Source organism: Rhodococcus sp. MH15 (assembly GCF_019266045.1).
GTDB classification, from domain to species: Bacteria; Actinomycetota; Actinomycetes; order Mycobacteriales; family Mycobacteriaceae; genus Rhodococcus_F; species Rhodococcus_F qingshengii.
Window position 1 is genome coordinate 13,937 of the sequence record NZ_LPNP01000071.1, and the last position, 19,701, is coordinate 33,637.

Consider the following 19,701-nt stretch of genomic DNA (forward strand, 5'->3'; position numbering starts at 1 on the left):
CCACGCTCTAGGCCGGCTCGATGTCACCAAGCTTCCAAGTCCGATCGAAATATGGTTCGAGCGGTCCGTAGAAGCGGAAGTACGAGAACCAGTGCTGACCCGCAATGGTCTGAACCCAATTGGGTTCCTTCCCTACCGGAGCTGTAGGTCCGTAGTAGAGATCCACCGAACCGTCCTCGTTGACAACAAGATCGGGATCTCGCGAGCCACGGTCGCCTCGGCCCTGCTGGTTGTCGACAAGGCAGCGTGTGTCGACCGAGTAGACCGTCGCGGACCAGAACAACTTTGCCGGGACATCGGCGGGTACGTGGAGTGTGTAACTCTTTCCTCCGTCCAACCAGTGCCCCTCGGCGTCGGCGTAGCTACCCAGATACGCCTGCCCGAGTCCGGGCGTCGTACTCTTCATCGCCTCGGAGAAGCTGACCGCCTCGTAGAACCACGACGCGCGTTCGTAGAACTCGTCGTAGTTGTCCCCTCGCTGAGCTGAGTTGTCCAGGACAATCGCCAAGTCCCACTGGCGATCCGGCCAGTAGCGCGAACCGGGGAAGCGTTTGACGAACGCATTCGCCTGGGCGAACACCTCCCCCACTTCGACGGCCCGTTGCAAGATCTTTCTCACTCGATCATCCGGGGCGAAGGGCTTGCCCTTCTCAATCCCCAGCTGCCGAAGCCACGCCATCGGGAAGCGGTCGCGCTCTTCGACAGGTTCGTCCTGCACGATGTCGTGCAGGAGTTCCCAGTATCGAAGGTCTCGCGGCTGAATTCCGCTCCAGGGCTTGCCGTCCGGTGAGACCAGATGCGTCGGACTCGGATTCTCACGATCGGAGTACGGGTACACCCGGACGGCGTCGACCAACGCGTCCGAGCGCGCCGGGTCGGGATCGAGCGTGCGGAAGCCGAACATGATGTGCATCATCGGGGAGTGGACAACGGTGTAATCACCTGTGTCCTCGACACTCTGACCTGGGCCGACTACAAGGGTCTTGCCACCCTTGCCTGCATCGGGGCCCATCTCACCGAGCACCGCGAATTCTCGTTGCCAGAAATCTGCGATGCCCCCGGCGGTCGGCCCTGGCGGCAATTCGATCACCAACGGCCCCGTTGCACCGAGATCGAAAAAGTTCAAGATGTACGGAGTCGTCGCGTTGGCGGTGATCAGGCCTAGTCGGTCACGATATGAGCGGTAGACGACGATATCGGAGGCAGTTGCTCCGAAGATGTTGGTATGCACGTCCATCCACTGAGCCCAGGACACGATGGGTATGGCCCACAAGTACGCCTGCACTGCTGTTTGGAAGTCGAGCTCGTCGAAGACCGTTGCGATGGTTTCGCGAGCGGGAAGCTCTCCGTCCCTCGGGACAAGTCCGGAGGAATACGTCAGTTCGATGTCGGCCATACCCAGATGGTGCTGGGAGAAACCTCGGCGCGAATCACCCACACCGGGTGAACCTCTAGTTCAGTGCGCCTCGAATGACGGCAGCCGTGCTGTCGAGGATTGTCCGATTGGGCGTGCGAGGTAGGGCGCGCAGGCCGAAGCCGTCGCCGCGATTTCGCGGAATGACATGCAGATGAACATGGAAGACTTCCTGCCCCGCAACAGCTCCGTCGGAGAGGTGCAGATTCACTCCGTCGACGGGAAGAGATCCGGTACGCATCGCCGCGGCGATCTTCTGCGCGACGGCGAAGATCCTGGCACCGTCGTCGGGATCGAGCGTGGACAATCCACTGGCATGGCGCTTCGGCACGACCAGGAGATGGCCGGATGTGAACGGCCGAATATCCATGAAGGCAAGAACGTTCGCATCGTCGTAGACGACACTGGCCTCGGCCTCACCGGCGATGATGGAACAGAAGATGCAGTCCATGGTCTCCGGCCCCTGTGCGCCTTTTCGGTAGTGGTGACCACCGAAAAGGCGCACGGGGCGTAGCCCTTACAGAATCGGCGACGGCGCGTACGCCGCAGCTTCGGGGTTGGCGTCGACAAGTTTCTGCACCTCGGCGACAACGGCATCGACCTGAGCCGAAGCGGCACCGACAAAAGCAGCCTTGTCGGCCAGGGCCTCGTCGAGTGCAACGCGGTCGAGCGGCAAACGGTCGTCGGCGGCAAGGCGATCGAGCAGGTCGGGCTCCTTGCCCTCTTCACGCATCGCCAGCGCAACTGCGACGGCATTCTCCTTGATCGCCTCGTGTGCGGTCTCGCGTCCGACGCCGGCGCGGACGGCGGCCATGAGCACGCGCGTCGTGGCGAGGAACGGCAGATACCTGGTCAGTTCCTTCTCGATGACGGCCGGGTACGCGCCCATCTCGATCAGCACGGTCAGGAAGGTCTCGAACATGCCGTCGATCGCGAAGAACGCGTCCGGGAGCGCGACGCGGCGCACGACGGAGCAGAAGACGTCGCCCTCGTTCCACTGTGCACCCGCAAGCTCAGCTGCCATGGAGCCGTATCCGCGCAGGATCACCTGAAGTCCGTTGACTCGCTCGCACGAGCGGGTGTTCATCTTGTGCGGCATCGCCGAGCTGCCGACCTGGCCGGGCTGGAAGCCTTCGGTGACCAACTCGTGGCCGGCCATCAGGCGGATCGTGTGTGCAAACGACGACGGGCCCGCGCCGACCTGAACGAGCGCGGAGATGACGTCGTGGTCGAGGGAACGCGGGTACACCTGGCCGACGCTGGTCAACACGTGAGCGAATCCGAGGTGCTCCGCAACCTTCGCTTCGAGCTGCTCGAGTTTGGCCGCATCGCCGTCGAGGAGGTCGAGCATGTCCTGAGCGGTCCCCATCGGGCCCTTGATCCCACGAAGCGGGTACCGGTCGATCAGCTGGCGCAGACGCGTCAGTGCAACCAGCAGCTCGTCGGCGGCCGAAGCGAAACGCTTGCCCAAGGTGGTGGCCTGAGCTGCGACGTTGTGCGAGCGGCCGGCCATAACGATGGACGAGTACTCGGCAGCGCGCTCACCCAGACGGGCGGCGACGGCGATGCCGTGGTTGTAGACGTGTTCGAGAGAACGCACGATCTGCAGCTGCTCGACGTTCTCGGTGAGGTCGCGGCTGGTCATGCCCTTGTGAACCTGCTCGTGTCCGGCGAGTGCGTTGAATTCCTCGATGCGTGCCTTCACGTCGTGGCGGGTGACCCGCTCGCGGTCCGCGATGGACTCGAGGTCGACGTTGTCGATGACACGCTCGTAGTCGTCGATGGCGTCGGCCGGAATGTCGATGCCCAGCTCTGCCTGCGCACGCAACACCGCCACCCACAATTGACGCTCGAGCACGATCTTGTACTCGGGAGACCACAGAGCAACGAGCTCCGGGCTGGCGTAGCGGTTGGCAAGGACATTCGGGATGCGGCTCACGAGGCCTCAGTCTAACGGTGGCCGAGCAGTGCCGTTACCCCCGATAGAGACCGAGCTAGACCGGCGGCGCCATCACGTCGATCGATTCCAAGAGCATTCCCCTGGCCAACCCCCGTGGGTCCGGGTCGTACTCCCCCAGAGCCGTGATCATCGCACCGTCGACCATCGCGACAAGACGGCGCAATTGCCCCTCGGGAGCCGACCGGCCCGAGCGTCGAAGCGCATCGGTCAACAGGTCGTCGAGCTGGGCTCGTAGGCGCAACTGCACGTCACGAAGTGCGGGATGACGGGCACATGCCACAAATCGTTCGTAGCGCGAGATCAAACGCTCGCGGCTCTCCGGCCGCTTCTCTTCGTCTCCGAGCAGCAGCTCGACCAACAGTTCGACGGTTGATTCCGCGCCCCGCCGACGTTGGGTCACCGCAGCCACTCTGGCGCGCATCGCTTCCATGTCGGCGTTGCCGTTGAGCTCGACGGCACACGCGATCAGATCGTCGAGTGAGTCGAAGTAATAGGTCGTCGAAGCCAGTGGAAGGTCAGCTCTGGTTGCCACCGCTCGGTGACGAACGGCGTCGAACCCGCCCTCCAGCAAAAGTTCAGCAGCGGACGCCACCAGAGCTTGGCGACGTCGTTCGCCCTTGGGCGTAGCTGCAGAAGACACCACGACATCGTGCCAGCAGAGGGCACCTCCGCATGGCGAAACAGCTCGAAGACCCTGCTGTTTGTTACCCGAGCCACTTCTCGAGGCGGGTCAGTGCCTCCTGGATGTCGGCTGTCGCACCCGCGAACGAGAGTCTGACCATCCGGTTTCCGTGGACGGTGTCGAAATCGATTCCAGGTGCCAGCGCGACCCCGGTATCTGTCAGCAACCGGGCACACCACGCGGTGGCGCCCTCGTCGCCACACAGATGGCCGATGTCCGCGTAGACGTAGAACGCACCGTCGGCGGGAGCCAACTCGGTGATGCCCAGTTTCGGCAACCCGGTCAACAACAGTTCACGATTGACGGCGTACCGCTGAACGTGCCCGTCCAACTCGACCTTCGCCTCGTCCGAGAACGCCTCGACGGCGGCGTACTGAGAGATCGCGGGCGGACACACGGTCATGTTCGACGCGAGTCTCTGCAGCGGGCGCCGAAGATAGGTCGGCACCAACATCCACCCGAGTCGCCAACCCGTCATCGAGAAGTACTTGGACACCGAGCCGATCACGACGGATTCGCGTGAGGTCTCCCAGGCGCTCGACGTGTGCTGATCGCCGTATCCGATGCCGTGGTAGATCTCGTCCGAGATCAGAAGAGTTCCGTGCTGCTCGCACCACGTCGCCAATGCAGCGAGCTCCTCGGGCGAGATCACCGTGCCCGTGGGATTTGCCGGGCTCGCGACGATCAGACCGGCAGGCGGCGACGGCAAAGCCTCGAGCATTTCCACTGTCGGCTGGTATCGAGTTGCCGGCCCGCAGTCGAGTTCGACGACGTTGCAGCCGAGAGCGGCAAGGGTATTGCGGTACGCGGGATATCCGGGTCGAGCAACCACCACGGTGTCGCCCTCGTCGAACGCGGCCAGGAAGAGCAAGGTGAACGCCCCGGACGAACCGGTCGTCACCACCACGTCTTCGGCGTCGACGGCGATTCCCGATCGCTCGCTGTGGTAGCGCGCAATAGCCTCGCGTAGCTGCAGGATCCCGAAAGTCTCGGTATACCCGAGTAGTTCGGTGCCCAGAATCTCTCGCGTCGCACGTAGCACCGGCGCCGGCGCGGGCGTCGACGGTTGACCTGCCGCCAAGGTCAGGACGTCACCATGTGTCCGCTGACGTTCGGTCGCGGCCTTCCATACATCCATGACATGGAACGTCTGGATATCTGATCGACGAGATTCTGAGCGCACACTCCGACGGTAGTCGAACCGTGGTGCGGCAAGAAACGACGGCCACCCATTGTGACGATCCGACAGATTCAGGCGCTCAGCATGAGTCGATTCAACGAGACCTGGGCCACGTCCCTCGCGCAACATTGATCAACGACTTCCTTCGATCAAAAGGTGCATCAGATGAAAGCTCGCTCAGTGCCCACTGCGGCTCTGGTCACGATCGGCGTTCTCACGGTTGCCTCGTGCGGAAGCACCTCTGATCCTGGCGGCAATTCTTCCGGCGACTACGCGAAGGACGGCAGTTTCACCACGATCGTGAACACCGATCCCGGCAACCTTCATCCCCTGATCACCAATCTGACTGCCACGCAGGCGATCAACAGCTATACGAACGACTCGTTGTTGGCCATCGACCCCAAAACCCGCGCAGCGGGCTCGTATCTGGCCGAAAAATGGAGCGAGAACGGAACTTCGCTGAACTTCACCCTCAAAAAGGGGATCACGTGTGAAGACGGCACGACCTTCACTGCCCAGACAGCGGCAAACAACATCAACTGGGTCGTCGACACGACCAACGGCTCGCCGTGGTTGGGAGCATCCGTACCCGAAACTGCGGTAGCAACCGCTGATGGTGACGAGCTCACGATCAAGACAACGGAACCCGCGCCCTTCCTCCTCGAGCGCATCGGCGGTCTCAAGATGGCGTGCCAGGCAGCCCTCGACGACCCTGCCAGTGTTCGAGGCAGCAGCAACGGAACCGGACTGTTCAAGATCACCGAAGTAGTGGCCAACGATCACGTCACGCTCGAACGCCGCGACGGATACAACTGGGGGCCGAACGGCGAAACCACGTCGGACACGCTCGGAGTGCCCAAGACGGTCACGATCAAGGTCGTGACCGACGCCGCGACGACGGCGAATCTCGTCCTCACCGGAACGGTCAACGCGGCCCCGGTTGCCGGCGCGGATATCGAACGTGTGGAAGCTTCAGGCCTCGAGTCGATGACGTCCAACACCCTGAGCGGACAGTTCATCTTCAACCACAATGCGGCTCTCCCCACCAAGGACGAAGCCGTACGCACCGCACTCGTGCAAGCGATCGATCTCGACGATTACACGGACATCAACACCGGTGGCAAAGGCTCACGAGCTACGGCACTGGCAGTAGTCGATCCGCGGGCGTGTGACTTCGACAGCGTCACCGGTGTAGTTCCGAAGTTCGACATGGCCGCTGCGAAAAAGACTCTTGCGGACGCCGGTTGGAAACCCGGATCCGACGGTGTCCTGACCAAGGACGGTCAAGCGCTGCAATTGACGGTCATCTTTGCCAACTACCGCGACACCACCTCTGCAGCAGCAGAATACGCGATGAAGCAGTGGCAGGAGCTCGGCGCGAAGGTGGAGCTTCGTGGTGGTGACAACAACTTCATCATTTCCAACACATTCGCAGCGAAAGACCTTACGTCATGGTCGATCTCGATCGGACTGACCGTCCAGAGCGATACCCCCAGCATCTTCGTTCCGTACTTCGCCGGCCCCACCCCACCGTCGGGTGTCAACTTCGCATCGATCGACAATCAAAAGTACGCCGAACTGGCGGCGAAGGCCTCGGTTCTGCCCGGGCAGGAATCCTGCTCGGTGTGGAAGGAAGCGGAACAAGCACTGTTCACCTCGTCCGACGTCATTCCGGTGTCCACGTCGCCGAACTTCATGTTCTTCAACGGCGCAACGGCCCTGTATGCACCAGTTGGCGGCACCCTGGCCGGCCCTGGCATTCGCGTTCTGAAATAAGCCGGAAGACAAAGCTTTACGTCTGCATCTATTTCTCCGATTCGAAGGATCTACATGACTGACCGTCCATTTGTTCTCGACGACCTCCACCGTGTGGTCACACCAACTGAGACCTCAATCTCTCCCGACGGCACCGTGGTCGTCTTCGTTCGCTCGGAAATTGTTGCCGGAAAGGCAACTACATCGCTCTGGGCGGTGTCCCGCGATTCCCAGGCTCACCGCCTCACCGCAGGGCCCGCCGATTCTGCCCCTCGGTTCTCTCCGGACGGAACCTCGATTGCCTTCCTGCGTAAGGTCGGCGACTCCGCGCAGCTGCACCTGATCCCGCTCGCCGGTGGCGAGGCCGAAACTCTCACCACATCAGCATCACTCCCCCTCGGCGCCGGTGCAGCAGCCTGGAGCCCGGACGGAAATGCCATCGCGTTCGCCGCTGTGGTCTCACGCTCGGACTCCGCCGATCCGAATGCTCCCATCGTCACCGACCGACTCGGATACAAGGTGGACGGTGCCGGTTGGCTCGGCACCTTCCGTCGCCACCTTCACACCGTCGATCTGGAGACGAAGGCAGTTCGACGGCTCACCGACGGTGATTGGAATGCCGACGTTCCGTCCTGGTCGCCCGACGGCACGGCCCTTGCCTTCACCGCGAATCTCGAACCGGACAGCGATCTGAACCTCACGTTCAGCGCTTACCGCATCCTCGTCGACGATCTGTCGGTTCCCCCGCAGCGACTCGGTCATGCCACCGGAGTGCAGGGCTCCACACTGTGGCATCCGCAGGGAGATTCGGTCGTCGCCATCGGCACTCCCGAGGTCCGTGTCGGAACTGCAGACCTGATCCGGCTGTCCGTCCCCGGCCCAACCGAGACACCGGTCGACGTCACCCTCACAGCTCATCTCGATCGCAACGTGATGCCCGGTGCACCCGGTTACCCCGGCGGCACACCGGCACTGTCGAATACTCGCGACGAAATCGTGTTCTGCCTACGCGATCGTGGATGGACGCATCTGTACGCGGCCGACATCGAAACCGGCACCTCTCGATCCCTCGTCGCCAATCCCAACGAGGTCGTCTCGGCGCTCTCCGTTGCCCGTGACGCCCGCGTCGCCTCCGTCATCGTCACCACGCAGCAGTCCTTCGGCGAGGTCGCACTCGTCGATCTCGACAGCGGCGCGGTCACCACGCTGACGAAATTCACCGCAGAAGCACTCCCCGAGGTGACACTGTTTGCCGCCGAGGAACGCGAGTTCACCATCTCCGACGGCCGCACCGTGCATGGTTGGTTGCTGTCCGCTCCCGAAACCAGTGGTGCCGCACCCCTTCTGCTCGACATTCACGGCGGACCGCACAACGCGTGGACCGGCGTTGCAGATACCTATCACCCCGCCCACCAGGTTCTCGCCGCCCAGGGTTGGCGCATCCTGACCCTCAATCCACGTGGGTCGGACGGGTACGGCGCAGACTTCATGTACGCCGTCAACGGCGCCTGGGGTACCTCCGACCAAGCCGACTTCCTCGAGCCGATCGACGCGCTTGTCGCCGAGGGACTTGTCGACGGGGACCGTCTGGCGATCACCGGGTACAGCTACGGCGGATACAGTACGTGTCACCTGACGTCCGCGACGGATCGTTTTGCCGCTGCGGTTGCCGGCGGGCTGATCTGCGATTTCAACGCCATGGCCGGAGTCTGCGATTTCGGTCCGCACCTCGCGTCACTCGCCACCGGCACGACTGTTCCCGAGAACTCCGCGGGGCTCCTGGCAACCTCACCGCTCGCCGCCGTGAAGAACGTGGTGACCCCGACGCTGATCCTGCACGGAAAGTCGGACGAGCGGTGCCCGCTGGGTCAAGCCGAGGCCTGGTTCGCCGCACTGCGCCAGCAGCACGTACCCACCCGTCTGGTGGCGTATCCCGGTGCAAGCCACGGGTTCCTCGTCAACGGCTCGATCTCGCACCGAATCGACTACAGCACACGACTCATCGAATGGGTCAAGCGATACACCTCCGCGAAGCTGCCCAAGACCGGCCTGGCCAACGCGTCTGCCGGAGCCGACGCGTGGAAGCGTTCGCTGGACGTACTGTGTGAGCGTTACGGCGTCACCGGTGCTCAATTCGGTATTCTCACACTCGATTCCAACGGCAAGGAAATCACCCGTACGACGGTGGCTTCCGGCGTGATCAATGCAGACACCGGGGTCGAGGTATCCACCGACTCCCTGTTCCAGATCGGATCCATCACCAAGGTATGGACCGCGATGCTGGTCATGCAGCTTGTCGACGAAGGCTTGCTCGACCTGGACGCGACCGTCCGGTCGATTCTGCCCGATTTCGCACTGCAGGACGAGGAAACAGCTGCCCGCATCACGGTTCGCGCACTTCTGAACCATCGCAACGGAATCGACGGTGACCTGTTCATCGACAAGGGTCGCGGCGACGACGTCGTCGAACGCTACGTCGAGGGCCTGCGTGACTTCCGTCAGGTTCATCCACTCGAGGACGGCTTCGCGTACTCGAACTCCGCGTACGTCCTTGCAGCTCGTATCGTCGAGGTTCTTCGCGGCGGCATCTGGGACGACATCCTCAAGGAGCGGATCATCGATCCGCTCGGCCTCGCGCACACACTCACGTTGACCGGAGATACACCGAGATACTCTGTGGCAGCGGGTCATACGGGGAACTCCGTCGTGATGCCCGTCTGGCCGATCACGCGCTCGATGGGGCCCGCGGGTTGCATCACTGCCAGCATCGGAGATCTACTCACGTTCGCGGAACTCGGTCTTCTCGAAGGACAGAGCGTCGACGGCGTACGGATCGTGTCGGAAAAGTCAGCCGCCGCGATGCGCACACCCGAAATCGACATCAGCGAACTGTTCCCGGACAAGTCGGGTTGGGGCTTGGGCTGGTTCCACGAAACCTGGTCGGGCGAAGAGATTTTCGGGCACGACGGCAGCACCATCGGCCAGCACGCGTATCTGCGCATCTTCCCCCGCCACAATGTCGCGATCGCACTGCTGACCAGCGGCGGCAAGGCCGACGGCCTCTACCGTGATCTCTTCACCGAAGCCGCGGCCGCGTTGGTCGGACTCGAACCTCCGCAAGCCCTCGCCCCGAACCCCGCGAGTGTGGAGTCGATTCCGGATTCGGTTCTGGGAAAGTACAGCTCGGGCGGAATAGCAATCGAGTTCCGTCGTGGAGAGTCCGCTGACGAGGCCGTGATCACCGTCATCGGCGACGTAATCCCGAATCCCGAGGAAGACGAGACAGCTCCGAAGAAGCCTGCAACGGTAGCCACTCTCGTACCGTCGCAGATCCCGGGGACCTGGACCACCCGTCAACCCGGGGCCGCGGGTTGGACGACGGTACGGCCGCACCGAGACGGAGTGTACGTCGGATTCCGCTTCCTACCACGGGTTAACGCGTGACGATGACCGATACACATACGATGACGGAAACACAGAACGCCGAAACACAGAACGCCAGCGAACTCGAGGAATCAAAGATGCAAGAACAGCTTCAAGAACTCGTCGATCAGTGGAGGGTCGAGGCAAACATCCCCGGCGTCTCGGTCGGCATCGTTCACGGCGACAAGGACATCGTCGTCACCAGTGGCATCGAGAGCGTCGAAACCCAACTCCCGGTCACCGACAAGACGATGTTCATGATCGGCTCCACCACAAAGGTGTTCGCCGCAACAGCCGCGATGGCACTCGTCGAGGACGGCCTACTCGATCTCGACACCCCGTTGGTCGAGTACGTCCCCGACCTGACCTTCGCCGACGAAACAGCCACGCGCACAGTCACGATGCGTCATCTCCTCACCCACACCGGCGGATTCACCGGCGACGCGGGCCTCTCGGCAGGCTGGGGCGAAGACGCCCTGGGACGCTCGGTTTCACGGCTGAACGAACTGCGACAAGAATTTCCCGTCGGAGAAGTCTTCTCCTACAGCAACTCCGGATTCGTTCTCGCCGGACATGTCGTGGCCAAGATCAGCGGATTGACCTTCGAAGAGCTGGTCAAGCAGCGCGTGCTCGACCCCCTCGACATGAAGAACTCGGCCTTCCTGCCCTGGGACGTGATGACCCACCGGTTCGCACTCGGTCACTACATCCGCGACGGTGTGCCGTTCGTGTCCAACGAAACCGGGCTGGACCGCGGCATGATCCCTTGCGGCGGAATGTGGTCCTCGGTGCGAGACCAACTCGTCTGGGCACGTTACGCACTGTCTGGCGAACACCCCGGCGAAGGACAGCCGCTCGACGAGTCCACCCGGTTGTTGATGCAGAAGCCGCAGCGTCCCGCCGCGATGATGTTCGAGGAAGTCGGCCTGGGATGGCTGTTGACTCGATACGGAACCACACAGGTAGTGCGGCATGGCGGAAACGTGAGCAACCTCCAGGTCTCCGAGTTCATGACAGTGCCCGAGAAGAACTTCGCCGTCACCGTGCTGACCAACGCCCTCGGCGGCGGAATCGGCAAGAAGATCGTCGACTGGTGCATGGCCAACCTCACTGAACTACCCACGCCGGCATCCCTCGACGTGGTCGAGCCCGAACCCGCTGCCGTCGACGCAGTCCTGGGCAAGTATCAGGCCGGCTCACTGACGATGACCGTCGCCCCCGGTGACGAGGGAATCGGCATCCGGATGGGCAGCGCGCAGGATCTCGGTGAATACGAGGACATCGTCTGGCCGCCGGCAATCCCGATCGCCTTCCTCAACGACCGTGACTTCGCTGCGCGCGCCGACACCACCCGGGCGTTGGGACGCTTCGTCACCGACGACACCGGTCGCGCCGTGATGCTCGAATTCGGCGGCCGCACCGCCAAGCGAGTGGCCTGATCCTCTAGACGGGTGACGCGGTCCGATTACGGGACCGCGTCACCCGTCTTCGTAAATGCACAGCCGAGAAGGTACAGACTGGACGCCATGAACTTCATCGGCGAGTCGATTCTGCACCCCTCCCGGTGGAGCGTGCGTGCCCGTTCGACCGTGGCTTCGACACTCGTGATCGCCTTCTGCCTGGTGATCGCCGGGCTTGCACTGGTTTTCGTGCTGGCAAACTCCCTGCATCTGTCCGCGCTGAACAGCTCCGACGCTCGCGCCACGCAATTGGTCCAGCAGCTCAACGGAAAAAACCCGGCCGATCTCGACCCTTCGCTTCTGTCCACAGACAGTCAGATCGGAATCGTGCAGATCGTCGACGCCGATCACCGAATAGTCGCCCAATCACCTGGAACCGACAGCGACCTCCTGTCCGAACGTTTTCTCGGCCCTGACGAGTCGGACGCTCTCGGAAGGGTCAAGAAGTCCGACGACGAGGACTACTGGCTGATCGGGCGAGGCGCTCAGACGGCGACCGGACCAGTCACCGTCTTCGTCGGCGCCGACCGCGAACCGGTTGAAACCGTGGTGACGACCGTTGCCGTTCTGCTGGCCATCGTCGGACCTCTGGTCCTGGGGCTGGCAGCGTTTGCCACCTACCGCCTCGTCGGTTCGGCCCTCGCTCCCGTCGAACGCATCCGCGCTCGGGTAGCATCGATTTCGAGTGGGCGTCAAGGTGAACGAGTGCCTGTCCCGTCAGGGAACGACGAGATAGCCCGACTGGCAACAACAATGAACGACATGCTGGCGCGCCTCGACGAAGGTGCGCTGGCCCAGCAACGATTTGTCAGCGATGCCTCACACGAGTTACGCAGTCCGCTGTCCACGATCACGACGGCCCTCGAACTGGCACACCGACGCCCGGATCTCCTCGACGACGCGCTGATCGAAGACGCACTACTTCCCGAGGCGCGCCGGATGCGGCAGTTGATCGAAGACCTGTTGATTCTCGCGCGCTCTGACGAAAGCGAACTCGAAAAGTTCGGCATCGTCGTCGACGTCGACCTCGATGACATCTTGTTCGCCGAGCAGAAAAGGATCGACGGTATCTCCGCAGTTACGGTCGCCGCTGCCGTGGCTCCGGTTCGGGTCTCCGGAGACCCGAGAGCATTGACGCGGATGGTGCGAAACCTCGTGGACAATGCAGTGCGGCATGCGGAGACCCTCGTGTATCTCGAGTGCTCCGAAGCCGGAAACGAAGCCCACATCGTGATCGAGGACGACGGGCCCGGAATCCCTGCAGCAGAACGCGAACGAATCTTCGGACGCTTCGTCCGCCTGGACCAGCCGCGGTCGAGGCAGGGAGGCGGGTCCGGACTTGGACTCGCCATCGCGTCGGAAATAGTTGCGGCGCACCACGGAACCATTTCCGTCAGCGAGAGGGCGGGCGGTGGAAGTCGATTCGAGGTGACGATTCCGGTACCGAACGACTGACGATCAGGCAGTGCCGACAAAGCGGTACCCGACGCCTCGGACCGTTTCGATGCTCTGAGTTCCGAACGGGAGGTCGAGCTTCTTACGAAGGTAACCGATATACACCTCGACGATGTTCTCGTCACCTTCGTAGTTGGTGTCCCAGACAGAGCGAACGATCTCGGTCTTCGTGACCACCACACCATTGTTGCGCATCAAGAATTCGAGAACGCTGTACTCCCTTGGCGTCAGGGTCAATTCGATTCCCGCTCTGCTCACCTGATGTTTGGCCGGGTCGAGGGACAGGTCTCCAACGGAGAGTATCGCCGGACGTTGTGGAGCGCCGCGACGCACCAGTGCGCGCAGCCGAGCGAGAAGCACGACAAACGAGAATGGCTTGACCAGGTAGTCGTCGGCGCCGAGATCGAATGCATCAGCCAGGTCGTATTCGCCGTCCTTTGCCGAGAGCATGAGGATCGGCGTCCAGATCTCCCGGGCGCGTAGATCCCGCACGATGTCGTACCCGTGTTTGCCCGGCAACATGATGTCGAGAACGATCACGTCGAATTCGTCACTGCACGCAGTCGCGAATCCGTCGTCACCGTTGAGTTCGACGGCGGTCACGAATCCCTCGGCCACCAATCCCCGCCGGATCGTCTCGGCCAAGCGCACTTCGTCTTCGACCACCAGTACTCGCACCACCGGCCCCGTTTCGTCGCCACGCAGTTGTTCGGATGCACCCAGTAGAGCAGACGGTAGACCCAGAGCCGAGTTCCGTTCAGCGTTTCTTCAGCTTCGGCTCGTCACACTGCATTCATGCCTGCAACTGTGTCGACCGTGCGAAACGTGGTCACCGAAGTCCTGACCGAGAGCACCACCGCAGAGATCGCGGTTGCCGCAATCGTGGTGGCCGCAGCTCTGTTCGCGTTCGGTTCGATCTACCGAGCTTCCAGCGTTCGGTCTACAGCCCTTCGCACGTGCGGACTCGTGCTTGCACTGGTGACGCTGTCGATCCAGGTGTATGGAAGCGGGTGGTTGACGAGCTTCGACGGGCCGGTGACCGACTGGATGGTCGATCATCGGAGCGGCGCCCTGAACCAGATCGCGGTCGCCGTCACAGATCTCGGTAGCCCGGTCGCCACCGCGCTACTCGGGATCACCAGCGGAGTGCTCATCTCATGGCGAGCGCGTTCGGTCGTTCCGGGCTTGATCGTGATCGGAACCGTTGGCGGGGCGGCGGTCGCCAGCACGGTAATCAAAGCGCTCGTCGGTCGCGAACGTCCGCCGACCAACATCCAGGTTCTTCTCGAGACCGGCCACTCGTTCCCGTCTGGTCACGTCACCGGGACCGCTGCACTGTTCGGCATCGTCGTCCTCGTTCTGAGCGCGCACCGCACACCCGCCGTCAAGAGACTGCTGATGCTCCTCGCCGTGACAGTCACAATCGTCGTAGCCCTGACTCGCCTGTATTTGGGAGTTCACTGGCTCACCGACGTCATCGCCGGGGCCATTCTCGCGACGCTTGCCGTCACCGTGGGCGGAGCCGTCTTCCGGTTCGTCAGCACTCACAACCAAGCTGAATCGACTACTGCTGCAATGCGCTCTGCAGAACCTTCAGCACTTCACGAGCCGCAGTCGGCCCGGTATTGAGGTAAAAGACGTCATCGTCAACAGCGACGGCGTGGTTGGCGACCACACCACGTAACTGCGCCCACAACGGCGCGTTCGTCAATGTCGCCGGGTCCCCGCCCTGCACGCCGTAGAAGATCCAGTCGGCGTCCGCCACGTTCAACTCTTCTTCACTGATGTCTCGGGAAGTGTCGTCGAACTGCTGCGACTGCGGACGGGTCAAGCCGGCATCCTCGGCGATACTGCCGGTGAACGAAGGAATACCGAAGATGCGCAGACGATTTCCGTTCTGGCGCGTGAACGACACCGTCGGCGGCGACGAGAGGGAAGCACCGAGGGCCGCGGCATCGGTATTGAAGGTATCCAGCAGTGCCGTCGCCTGCTGCGTCTTACCTACCCCGTCGGCAACCAGCAGGAAGTCCTGCTTCCAGTAGACGCCGGTTCCCTGTGTTGCCACCGTGGGTGCGATGGCGGAAAGCTGGTCGTACAGCGAATCAGCGTCCTTTCCTGCAACATTCATCAAGATCAGGTCAGGATCGAGCGTGACGATCGCTTCGAAATTCGGTGTGAAGCGTCCACCTGCGTCAACGACATCACTTAGCTGAGTACGGAATTCGGGGTACGCAGACAACAAGTACGGAGGCACCAGGTCCGCACCGTCACCACGCGTCGAACCTGCGGGCACGACACCGAGCGACAGGAGTGCATCTGCTTGCCCGGTCGAGATGACAACAACCTTTTCGGGCTGCGATTCGATCGTGGTGTCCCCTTTGAAGTGTGAGACGGTACGAGGGAACTCGCCGTCCGACTTTCCGCTCCCCATTCCAACCGGGACTTCTCGCGGAGCGACAAACGCAGAGTCCGCCGGAGCTGACGCACTGATCTCGGCATCTGTGGGCGAGGCGTCCTCGCTCGAGCAGCCACTGAGAGCTGCCACCAATGTCAGTGCGCCGATCAGCATTACACTGCGTGACTTCTGTCGAAAATTCATGATCGTGTCCCGTACGTCGTGAAGCATGACAGCTTCATCTTCCGTCATGGTTAGGTGACCCTACCCTTTGAAGAACTGTAAACTATATCTGTGTCAGATACAGTTCCAGGGCGTGGATCACACGAGGTCGATCGCTACTCCGATCGCGTGCCCACCGCGGAAGAAGCATCGAGATCACTCATCGCTGCGGCGTTCGAATTGCGTCGAGCGCTGCGGGAATACATGGATACGTCGGGTACCGACGCGACTCTGCCAGAGGCACAATCCGAAGCACTTCACGATGTCGCACACCATCCGGGCACTCGCATCGGGGCCGTGGCCGATCGCCTCTCCAGACGCCCGAACACCGTCAGCACGCTGGTGCGCATCCTCTCCGACAAAGACCTGATCGAGCGGCGACCCGATCCCACGGACGGCCGAGTGAGCACACTTTTCGTGAAGGACGAGCGAAGCGCGCGACGAGACCGTCGATCCGAACTACGCATCGGCGTTCTCGCCGAAGAATTGGCGGCCCTCGACGAGGGCGACCTCGACACATTGACCACTGCCGTCGGTATCCTCGACCGAGTCAATCGATCATTGCGAGATCACGCACCGCGGTGACACTCCGGGACATACAGAAGCGGTGCGGTGCAGCACCTGCCGCACCGCACCGCACCTGCTGACGAGTTACCGCCCTAGTTCATGTCGTTCGCAATGATGTTCTCGATATTCCGTTCGGCCAGAGCGGTGATGGTGACGAACGGATTGACTCCCACATTGCCCGGTACGAGGGATCCGTCCATGACGTACAGACCCGGGTACTCCGGCAGACGACCGTAGCCGTCGGTCGCCTTGCCGAGCACACAACCGCCGAGGGGGTGGTACGTCAACTGATCGCCCCACGTCTGCGTCGGGCCGAAGAGGTCGGTCCGGTAGATCGTGCCTTCCTTCTTGTTGATCTTGTCGAAGAGCTTCTTCGCCATGTCGATCGACGGCTGGTTCTGCGAGCGCTGCCAGTTCAATCCGACTTTGCCTGTTGCCGAGTTGAATTGGAACTGAGCACGTTGCGGATTCTTGGCAATCGCCAAGTACAGGCTGACCCACAGTTCGGTACCGGCCGGGAAGGGTGCGATTTCCGCAAAGACGGGAGCGGATGTGTCGGCCCAGTTGTCGATACCCATCACGGGGATCGCGGACTGCTTCGCACCGGTGGCGTCCCACATGTGATTGGCGCGGCCCACCATCACGTTGCCGTTGTGACCCCATTCCTGTCCAACTGCACCCGGCAAATTCGCCAGCTGCCCTTGCGCTTTCATCGCGACCAGGAGCTTGCTGGTCCCGATACTGCCGGCCGCGAAGAAGACCTTGTCCGCCGTCACTGTCTTGGTGCCGACGGTATTGCCCTGCTCGTTGATCTGGTTCATCACCACTTGATAGCCACCGCCGGTCGCGGCCGGGGCAACCGAGGTCACGACGTGCAGAGCTGAAATGGTGAGCTTGCCGGTGGCGGATGCCGCAGCGAGGTACGTCTTGTCCAGAGATTTCTTTCCGGCATTGTTGCCGTAGATGACCTCACTGACCAGAGCAGACTTGGTGACCTGGCCGGCAGCTTCCTGCTTCATGTAGTTGAAGTCGTAGACATTCGGCACGAACATTGTTGTGTAACCGGATCTCTCAGCGGTCTTTCGCCCCGTCCGCGCGAACTTGTAGTACTCGGTCGATTCGAACCAGGCCGGGTCGATGTTGTTGACTCCGAGCGCAGCGTTCGCGCGCGGGAAATACGTCGAGTACATCTCGTTGGAATCGACACCGGGCAGGATCTCTTCGAAGTAGTTACGCTTGGGTGTGACGGCCATACCGCCGTTGACCAGCGACCCACCGCCGACCCCTCGGCCCTGGTAGACCTTGATCCCGCCGAAGTCCTCGGCGTCGAGAACACCGACGTAGCGGCTGATGTTCTTGTCCACCGAGCCGCCGGAGAAGTGTGAAACCGGTTGAACTGTACGGTCTCTGAGCCAGAAGGACCGACCGTCGGGCGAGAGCATCGGGCAGAAGATCTTGCCGTCGGACCCTGGTGTGGTCCACGACTTCCCCATCTCGACCATGTGCGTGTCGATACCGGCCTGTGTCAGGCGAAGTGCCGCAACGGCACCGCCGTATCCACTGCCGATCACGAGCGCGGGGACACGGTCACCGTCGTTCAATGCTCGTCTGGGCGCAGCGGCCGCCGTGGTCCACGAGGACGAGAGTGCGGCGGCCCCCACAGCTAATCCTGTTGCTGCCAAGAAGTTTCTACGCGAGAGCGTGGAATTGGTACGTGCGTGCCGTTCGTTGGATTCAGCGCGAATGCTCAAGTGTGCCCTTCTCTTTCCGTGACCCCCGCGCTGAGATATACCGGGAGAAACCGAACGAGAAGTCCATACTCGTGGGTAACTTCGAGGAACCGTTGATTTTCCATGAAAAGGGCCGATGAACAGAAAGTTCACCGGCCCTCCGAAAGAACGAGTCAGGGAATTGAGATGCGACCTTCGACGGCGCCGAGTCCGATGTCCTTGCGGAAATGACCGCCGGGAAGCTTGACGTCGGCGATCTTTGCGTAGGCGTCGTCGCGAGCTTCGGTCAGATCCTTGCCCACTCCGACAACACTCAGCACACGCCCGCCGGCCGAGACGACGGCACCGTCTTCACGCTTCTTGGTACCGGCGTGCAGGACTCCGTCGGCGTCGGCTCCGGTGATCACGTCGCCGGTGCGTGGGGTTGACGGGTAGTTCTCCGCGGCAATCACGACCGTGACAGCGGAACCGTCGCGCCACTGCAACGGACCGACCGAATCGAGTGTTCCGGTCGAGGCTGCATTGAGTAGACCGCCCAGCGGCGTTTCGAGGAGAGCAAGCACGGCCTGAGTTTCGGGGTCACCGAACCGGCAGTTGAATTCGACGACGGCCGGGCCGTCGACACCGATCGCCAGACCGGCGTAGAGAAGGCCGGAGAAACTGCTACCGCGCGCGACCAACTCGGCAGCGACGGGCTTGACGACGTCGTCGACGATCTGCGTGACCATCTCGTCGGGCAGCCACGGCAATGGGGTGTACGCGCCCATGCCGCCGGTGTTGGGTCCGGAGTCTCCGTCGCCTACTCGCTTGTGGTCCTGAGCCGGGAGCAGCGGGATCACGGTTTCGCCATCGACGAGGCAGAAGAGCGAAACTTCCGGACCGTCGAGGAAGGACTCGAGGAGAACCGGGTGTCCGGTCTCGAGCAGTTCTGCGGCATGATCGCGCGCGGCGAGACGATCCGTCGTGACGACTACGCCCTTACCCGCGGCCAATCCGTCGTCCTTGACCACCCAGTTGGGACCGAAGCGGTCGAGTGCTTCGTCGAGCTTGGCCGGATTGTCGACGATCTCACTGTGAGCGGTCTTGACGCCGGCGACAGCCATCACGTCCTTGGCGAAAGCCTTCGATCCCTCGATGCGGGCGGCGTCGGCCGAAGGCCCGAAGCAGGCGATACCTGCTGCGCGCACCGCGTCTGCGACACCGAGGACCAGCGGAACCTCGGGTCCGATGACGACGAGGTCGGCTTCGACCTTCTGGGCCAGCGCGGTAACCGCGTCACCCGAAGCGACGTCGATGGGGTGCTGCTCGGCGATTTTTGCGATCCCGGCATTGCCAGGCGCGCAGATCAGGGCCGTGACACCTGGATCGCGAGCAAGAGAGAGAAGGAGGGCATGTTCACGGGCTCCGGAGCCGATTACTAGTACGCGCACGGTGAACAGACTACGGCCTGCGATAACA

The 19,701-nt window shown here is 62.2% G+C and carries 15 protein-coding genes; 6 read left to right on the forward strand and 9 right to left on the reverse strand.

Annotated elements, in window-relative coordinates; genetic code table 11:
- Positions 1 to 7 precede the first annotated feature (7 nt).
- From ATN37_RS19180 to ATN37_RS19200, 5 genes are all read right to left on the reverse strand, one after another.
- Positions 8 to 1,396, reverse strand: a complete 1,389-nt coding sequence (locus ATN37_RS19180) for a DUF1254 domain-containing protein (RefSeq protein WP_218695508.1) — start codon at positions 1,394 to 1,396, stop codon at positions 8 to 10.
- Positions 1,397 to 1,451: 55 nt separating this feature from the next.
- Positions 1,452 to 1,865 carry an HIT family protein gene (locus ATN37_RS19185; RefSeq protein WP_042920316.1) on the reverse strand — a complete coding sequence of 138 codons (414 nt, stop codon included), beginning with the start codon at positions 1,863 to 1,865 and terminating at the stop codon, positions 1,452 to 1,454.
- Positions 1,866 to 1,931: 66 nt separating this feature from the next.
- Positions 1,932 to 3,353, reverse strand: a complete 1,422-nt coding sequence (purB, locus tag ATN37_RS19190) for an adenylosuccinate lyase (protein ID WP_003945775.1) — start codon at positions 3,351 to 3,353, stop codon at positions 1,932 to 1,934.
- 55 nt (positions 3,354 to 3,408) lie between these two features.
- Complete coding sequence (locus ATN37_RS19195; protein ID WP_003945736.1) at positions 3,409 to 4,014, reverse strand: TetR/AcrR family transcriptional regulator; 606 nt, start codon at positions 4,012 to 4,014, stop codon at positions 3,409 to 3,411.
- A gap of 64 nt (positions 4,015 to 4,078) precedes the next feature.
- Positions 4,079 to 5,239 carry a pyridoxal phosphate-dependent aminotransferase gene (locus tag ATN37_RS19200; protein ID WP_070162182.1) on the reverse strand — a complete coding sequence of 387 codons (1,161 nt, stop codon included), beginning with the start codon at positions 5,237 to 5,239 and terminating at the stop codon, positions 4,079 to 4,081.
- Between the two features lie 162 nt (positions 5,240 to 5,401).
- On the opposite strand from ATN37_RS19200, the gene ATN37_RS19205 reads away from it, so the two are divergent.
- From ATN37_RS19205 to ATN37_RS19220, 4 genes are all read left to right on the forward strand, one after another.
- On the forward strand, positions 5,402 to 7,012 hold the full coding sequence (locus ATN37_RS19205; RefSeq protein WP_218695509.1) for an ABC transporter substrate-binding protein: 1,611 nt from the start codon (positions 5,402 to 5,404) through the stop codon (positions 7,010 to 7,012).
- Positions 7,013 to 7,066: 54 nt separating this feature from the next.
- Entirely contained in the window at positions 7,067 to 10,435 is a 3,369-nt protein-coding gene (locus ATN37_RS19210; RefSeq protein WP_218695510.1) for a serine hydrolase, read from the forward strand.
- Positions 10,436 to 10,437: 2 nt separating this feature from the next.
- Positions 10,438 to 11,853 carry a serine hydrolase gene (locus tag ATN37_RS19215; protein ID WP_256933397.1) on the forward strand — a complete coding sequence of 472 codons (1,416 nt, stop codon included), beginning with the start codon at positions 10,438 to 10,440 and terminating at the stop codon, positions 11,851 to 11,853.
- 87 nt (positions 11,854 to 11,940) lie between these two features.
- Positions 11,941 to 13,329, forward strand: a complete 1,389-nt coding sequence (locus tag ATN37_RS19220; protein ID WP_054188020.1) for a HAMP domain-containing sensor histidine kinase — start codon at positions 11,941 to 11,943, stop codon at positions 13,327 to 13,329.
- 3 nt (positions 13,330 to 13,332) lie between these two features.
- Here the strand turns inward: ATN37_RS19220 and ATN37_RS19225 are convergent, their stop codons facing one another.
- A complete protein-coding gene (locus tag ATN37_RS19225) occupies positions 13,333 to 14,007 on the reverse strand; it encodes a response regulator transcription factor (RefSeq protein WP_037132434.1) in 675 nt (224 codons plus the stop codon).
- Positions 14,008 to 14,124: 117 nt separating this feature from the next.
- Between ATN37_RS19225 and ATN37_RS19230 the strand changes: the two genes are divergently transcribed.
- Positions 14,125 to 14,958: a phosphatase PAP2 family protein gene (locus tag ATN37_RS19230; protein ID WP_230359515.1), complete on the forward strand. Its 834-nt coding sequence runs from the start codon at positions 14,125 to 14,127 to the stop codon at positions 14,956 to 14,958.
- Here the strand turns inward: ATN37_RS19230 and ATN37_RS19235 are convergent.
- Positions 14,894 to 15,976: an ABC transporter substrate-binding protein gene (locus tag ATN37_RS19235; RefSeq protein WP_256933398.1), complete on the reverse strand. Its 1,083-nt coding sequence runs from the start codon at positions 15,974 to 15,976 to the stop codon at positions 14,894 to 14,896. The two genes, ATN37_RS19230 and ATN37_RS19235, sit on opposite strands and share 65 nt — an antisense overlap.
- Positions 15,977 to 16,018: 42 nt before the next feature.
- On the opposite strand from ATN37_RS19235, the gene ATN37_RS19240 reads away from it, so the two are divergent.
- Positions 16,019 to 16,531 (forward strand): MarR family winged helix-turn-helix transcriptional regulator, encoded by a 513-nt coding sequence (locus ATN37_RS19240; protein ID WP_308125223.1) that lies wholly within the window; start codon positions 16,019 to 16,021, stop codon positions 16,529 to 16,531.
- A 74-nt stretch (positions 16,532 to 16,605) separates the two neighbouring features.
- Here ATN37_RS19240 and ATN37_RS19245 read toward each other — a convergent pair whose 3' ends face one another.
- Together ATN37_RS19245 and purD are read right to left on the reverse strand one after the other, a co-directional pair.
- Positions 16,606 to 18,174 (reverse strand): GMC oxidoreductase, encoded by a 1,569-nt coding sequence (locus ATN37_RS19245; protein ID WP_218695585.1) that lies wholly within the window; start codon positions 18,172 to 18,174, stop codon positions 16,606 to 16,608.
- A gap of 242 nt (positions 18,175 to 18,416) precedes the next feature.
- The gene (gene purD, locus ATN37_RS19250; RefSeq protein ID WP_007734401.1) at positions 18,417 to 19,673 is read right to left on the reverse strand and encodes a phosphoribosylamine--glycine ligase; all 1,257 of its coding nucleotides are present in this window, start codon (positions 19,671 to 19,673) and stop codon (positions 18,417 to 18,419) included.
- Positions 19,674 to 19,701 lie beyond the last annotated feature (28 nt).

Coding starts and splice junctions, on each gene's coding strand:
- ATN37_RS19180 (WP_218695508.1), bottom strand. CDS start 1,396: ATGGCCGACATCGAACTGACGTATTCCTCCGGACTTGTCCCGAGGGAC.
- ATN37_RS19185 (WP_042920316.1), bottom strand. CDS start 1,865: ATGGACTGCATCTTCTGTTCCATCATCGCCGGTGAGGCCGAGGCCAGT.
- ATN37_RS19205 (WP_218695509.1), top strand. CDS start 5,402: ATGAAAGCTCGCTCAGTGCCCACTGCGGCTCTGGTCACGATCGGCGTT.
- ATN37_RS19210 (WP_218695510.1), top strand. CDS start 7,067: ATGACTGACCGTCCATTTGTTCTCGACGACCTCCACCGTGTGGTCACA.
- ATN37_RS19215 (WP_256933397.1), top strand. CDS start 10,438: ATGACCGATACACATACGATGACGGAAACACAGAACGCCGAAACACAG.
- ATN37_RS19220 (WP_054188020.1), top strand. CDS start 11,941: ATGAACTTCATCGGCGAGTCGATTCTGCACCCCTCCCGGTGGAGCGTG.
- ATN37_RS19230 (WP_230359515.1), top strand. CDS start 14,125: ATGCCTGCAACTGTGTCGACCGTGCGAAACGTGGTCACCGAAGTCCTG.
- ATN37_RS19235 (WP_256933398.1), bottom strand. CDS start 15,976: ATGACGGAAGATGAAGCTGTCATGCTTCACGACGTACGGGACACGATC.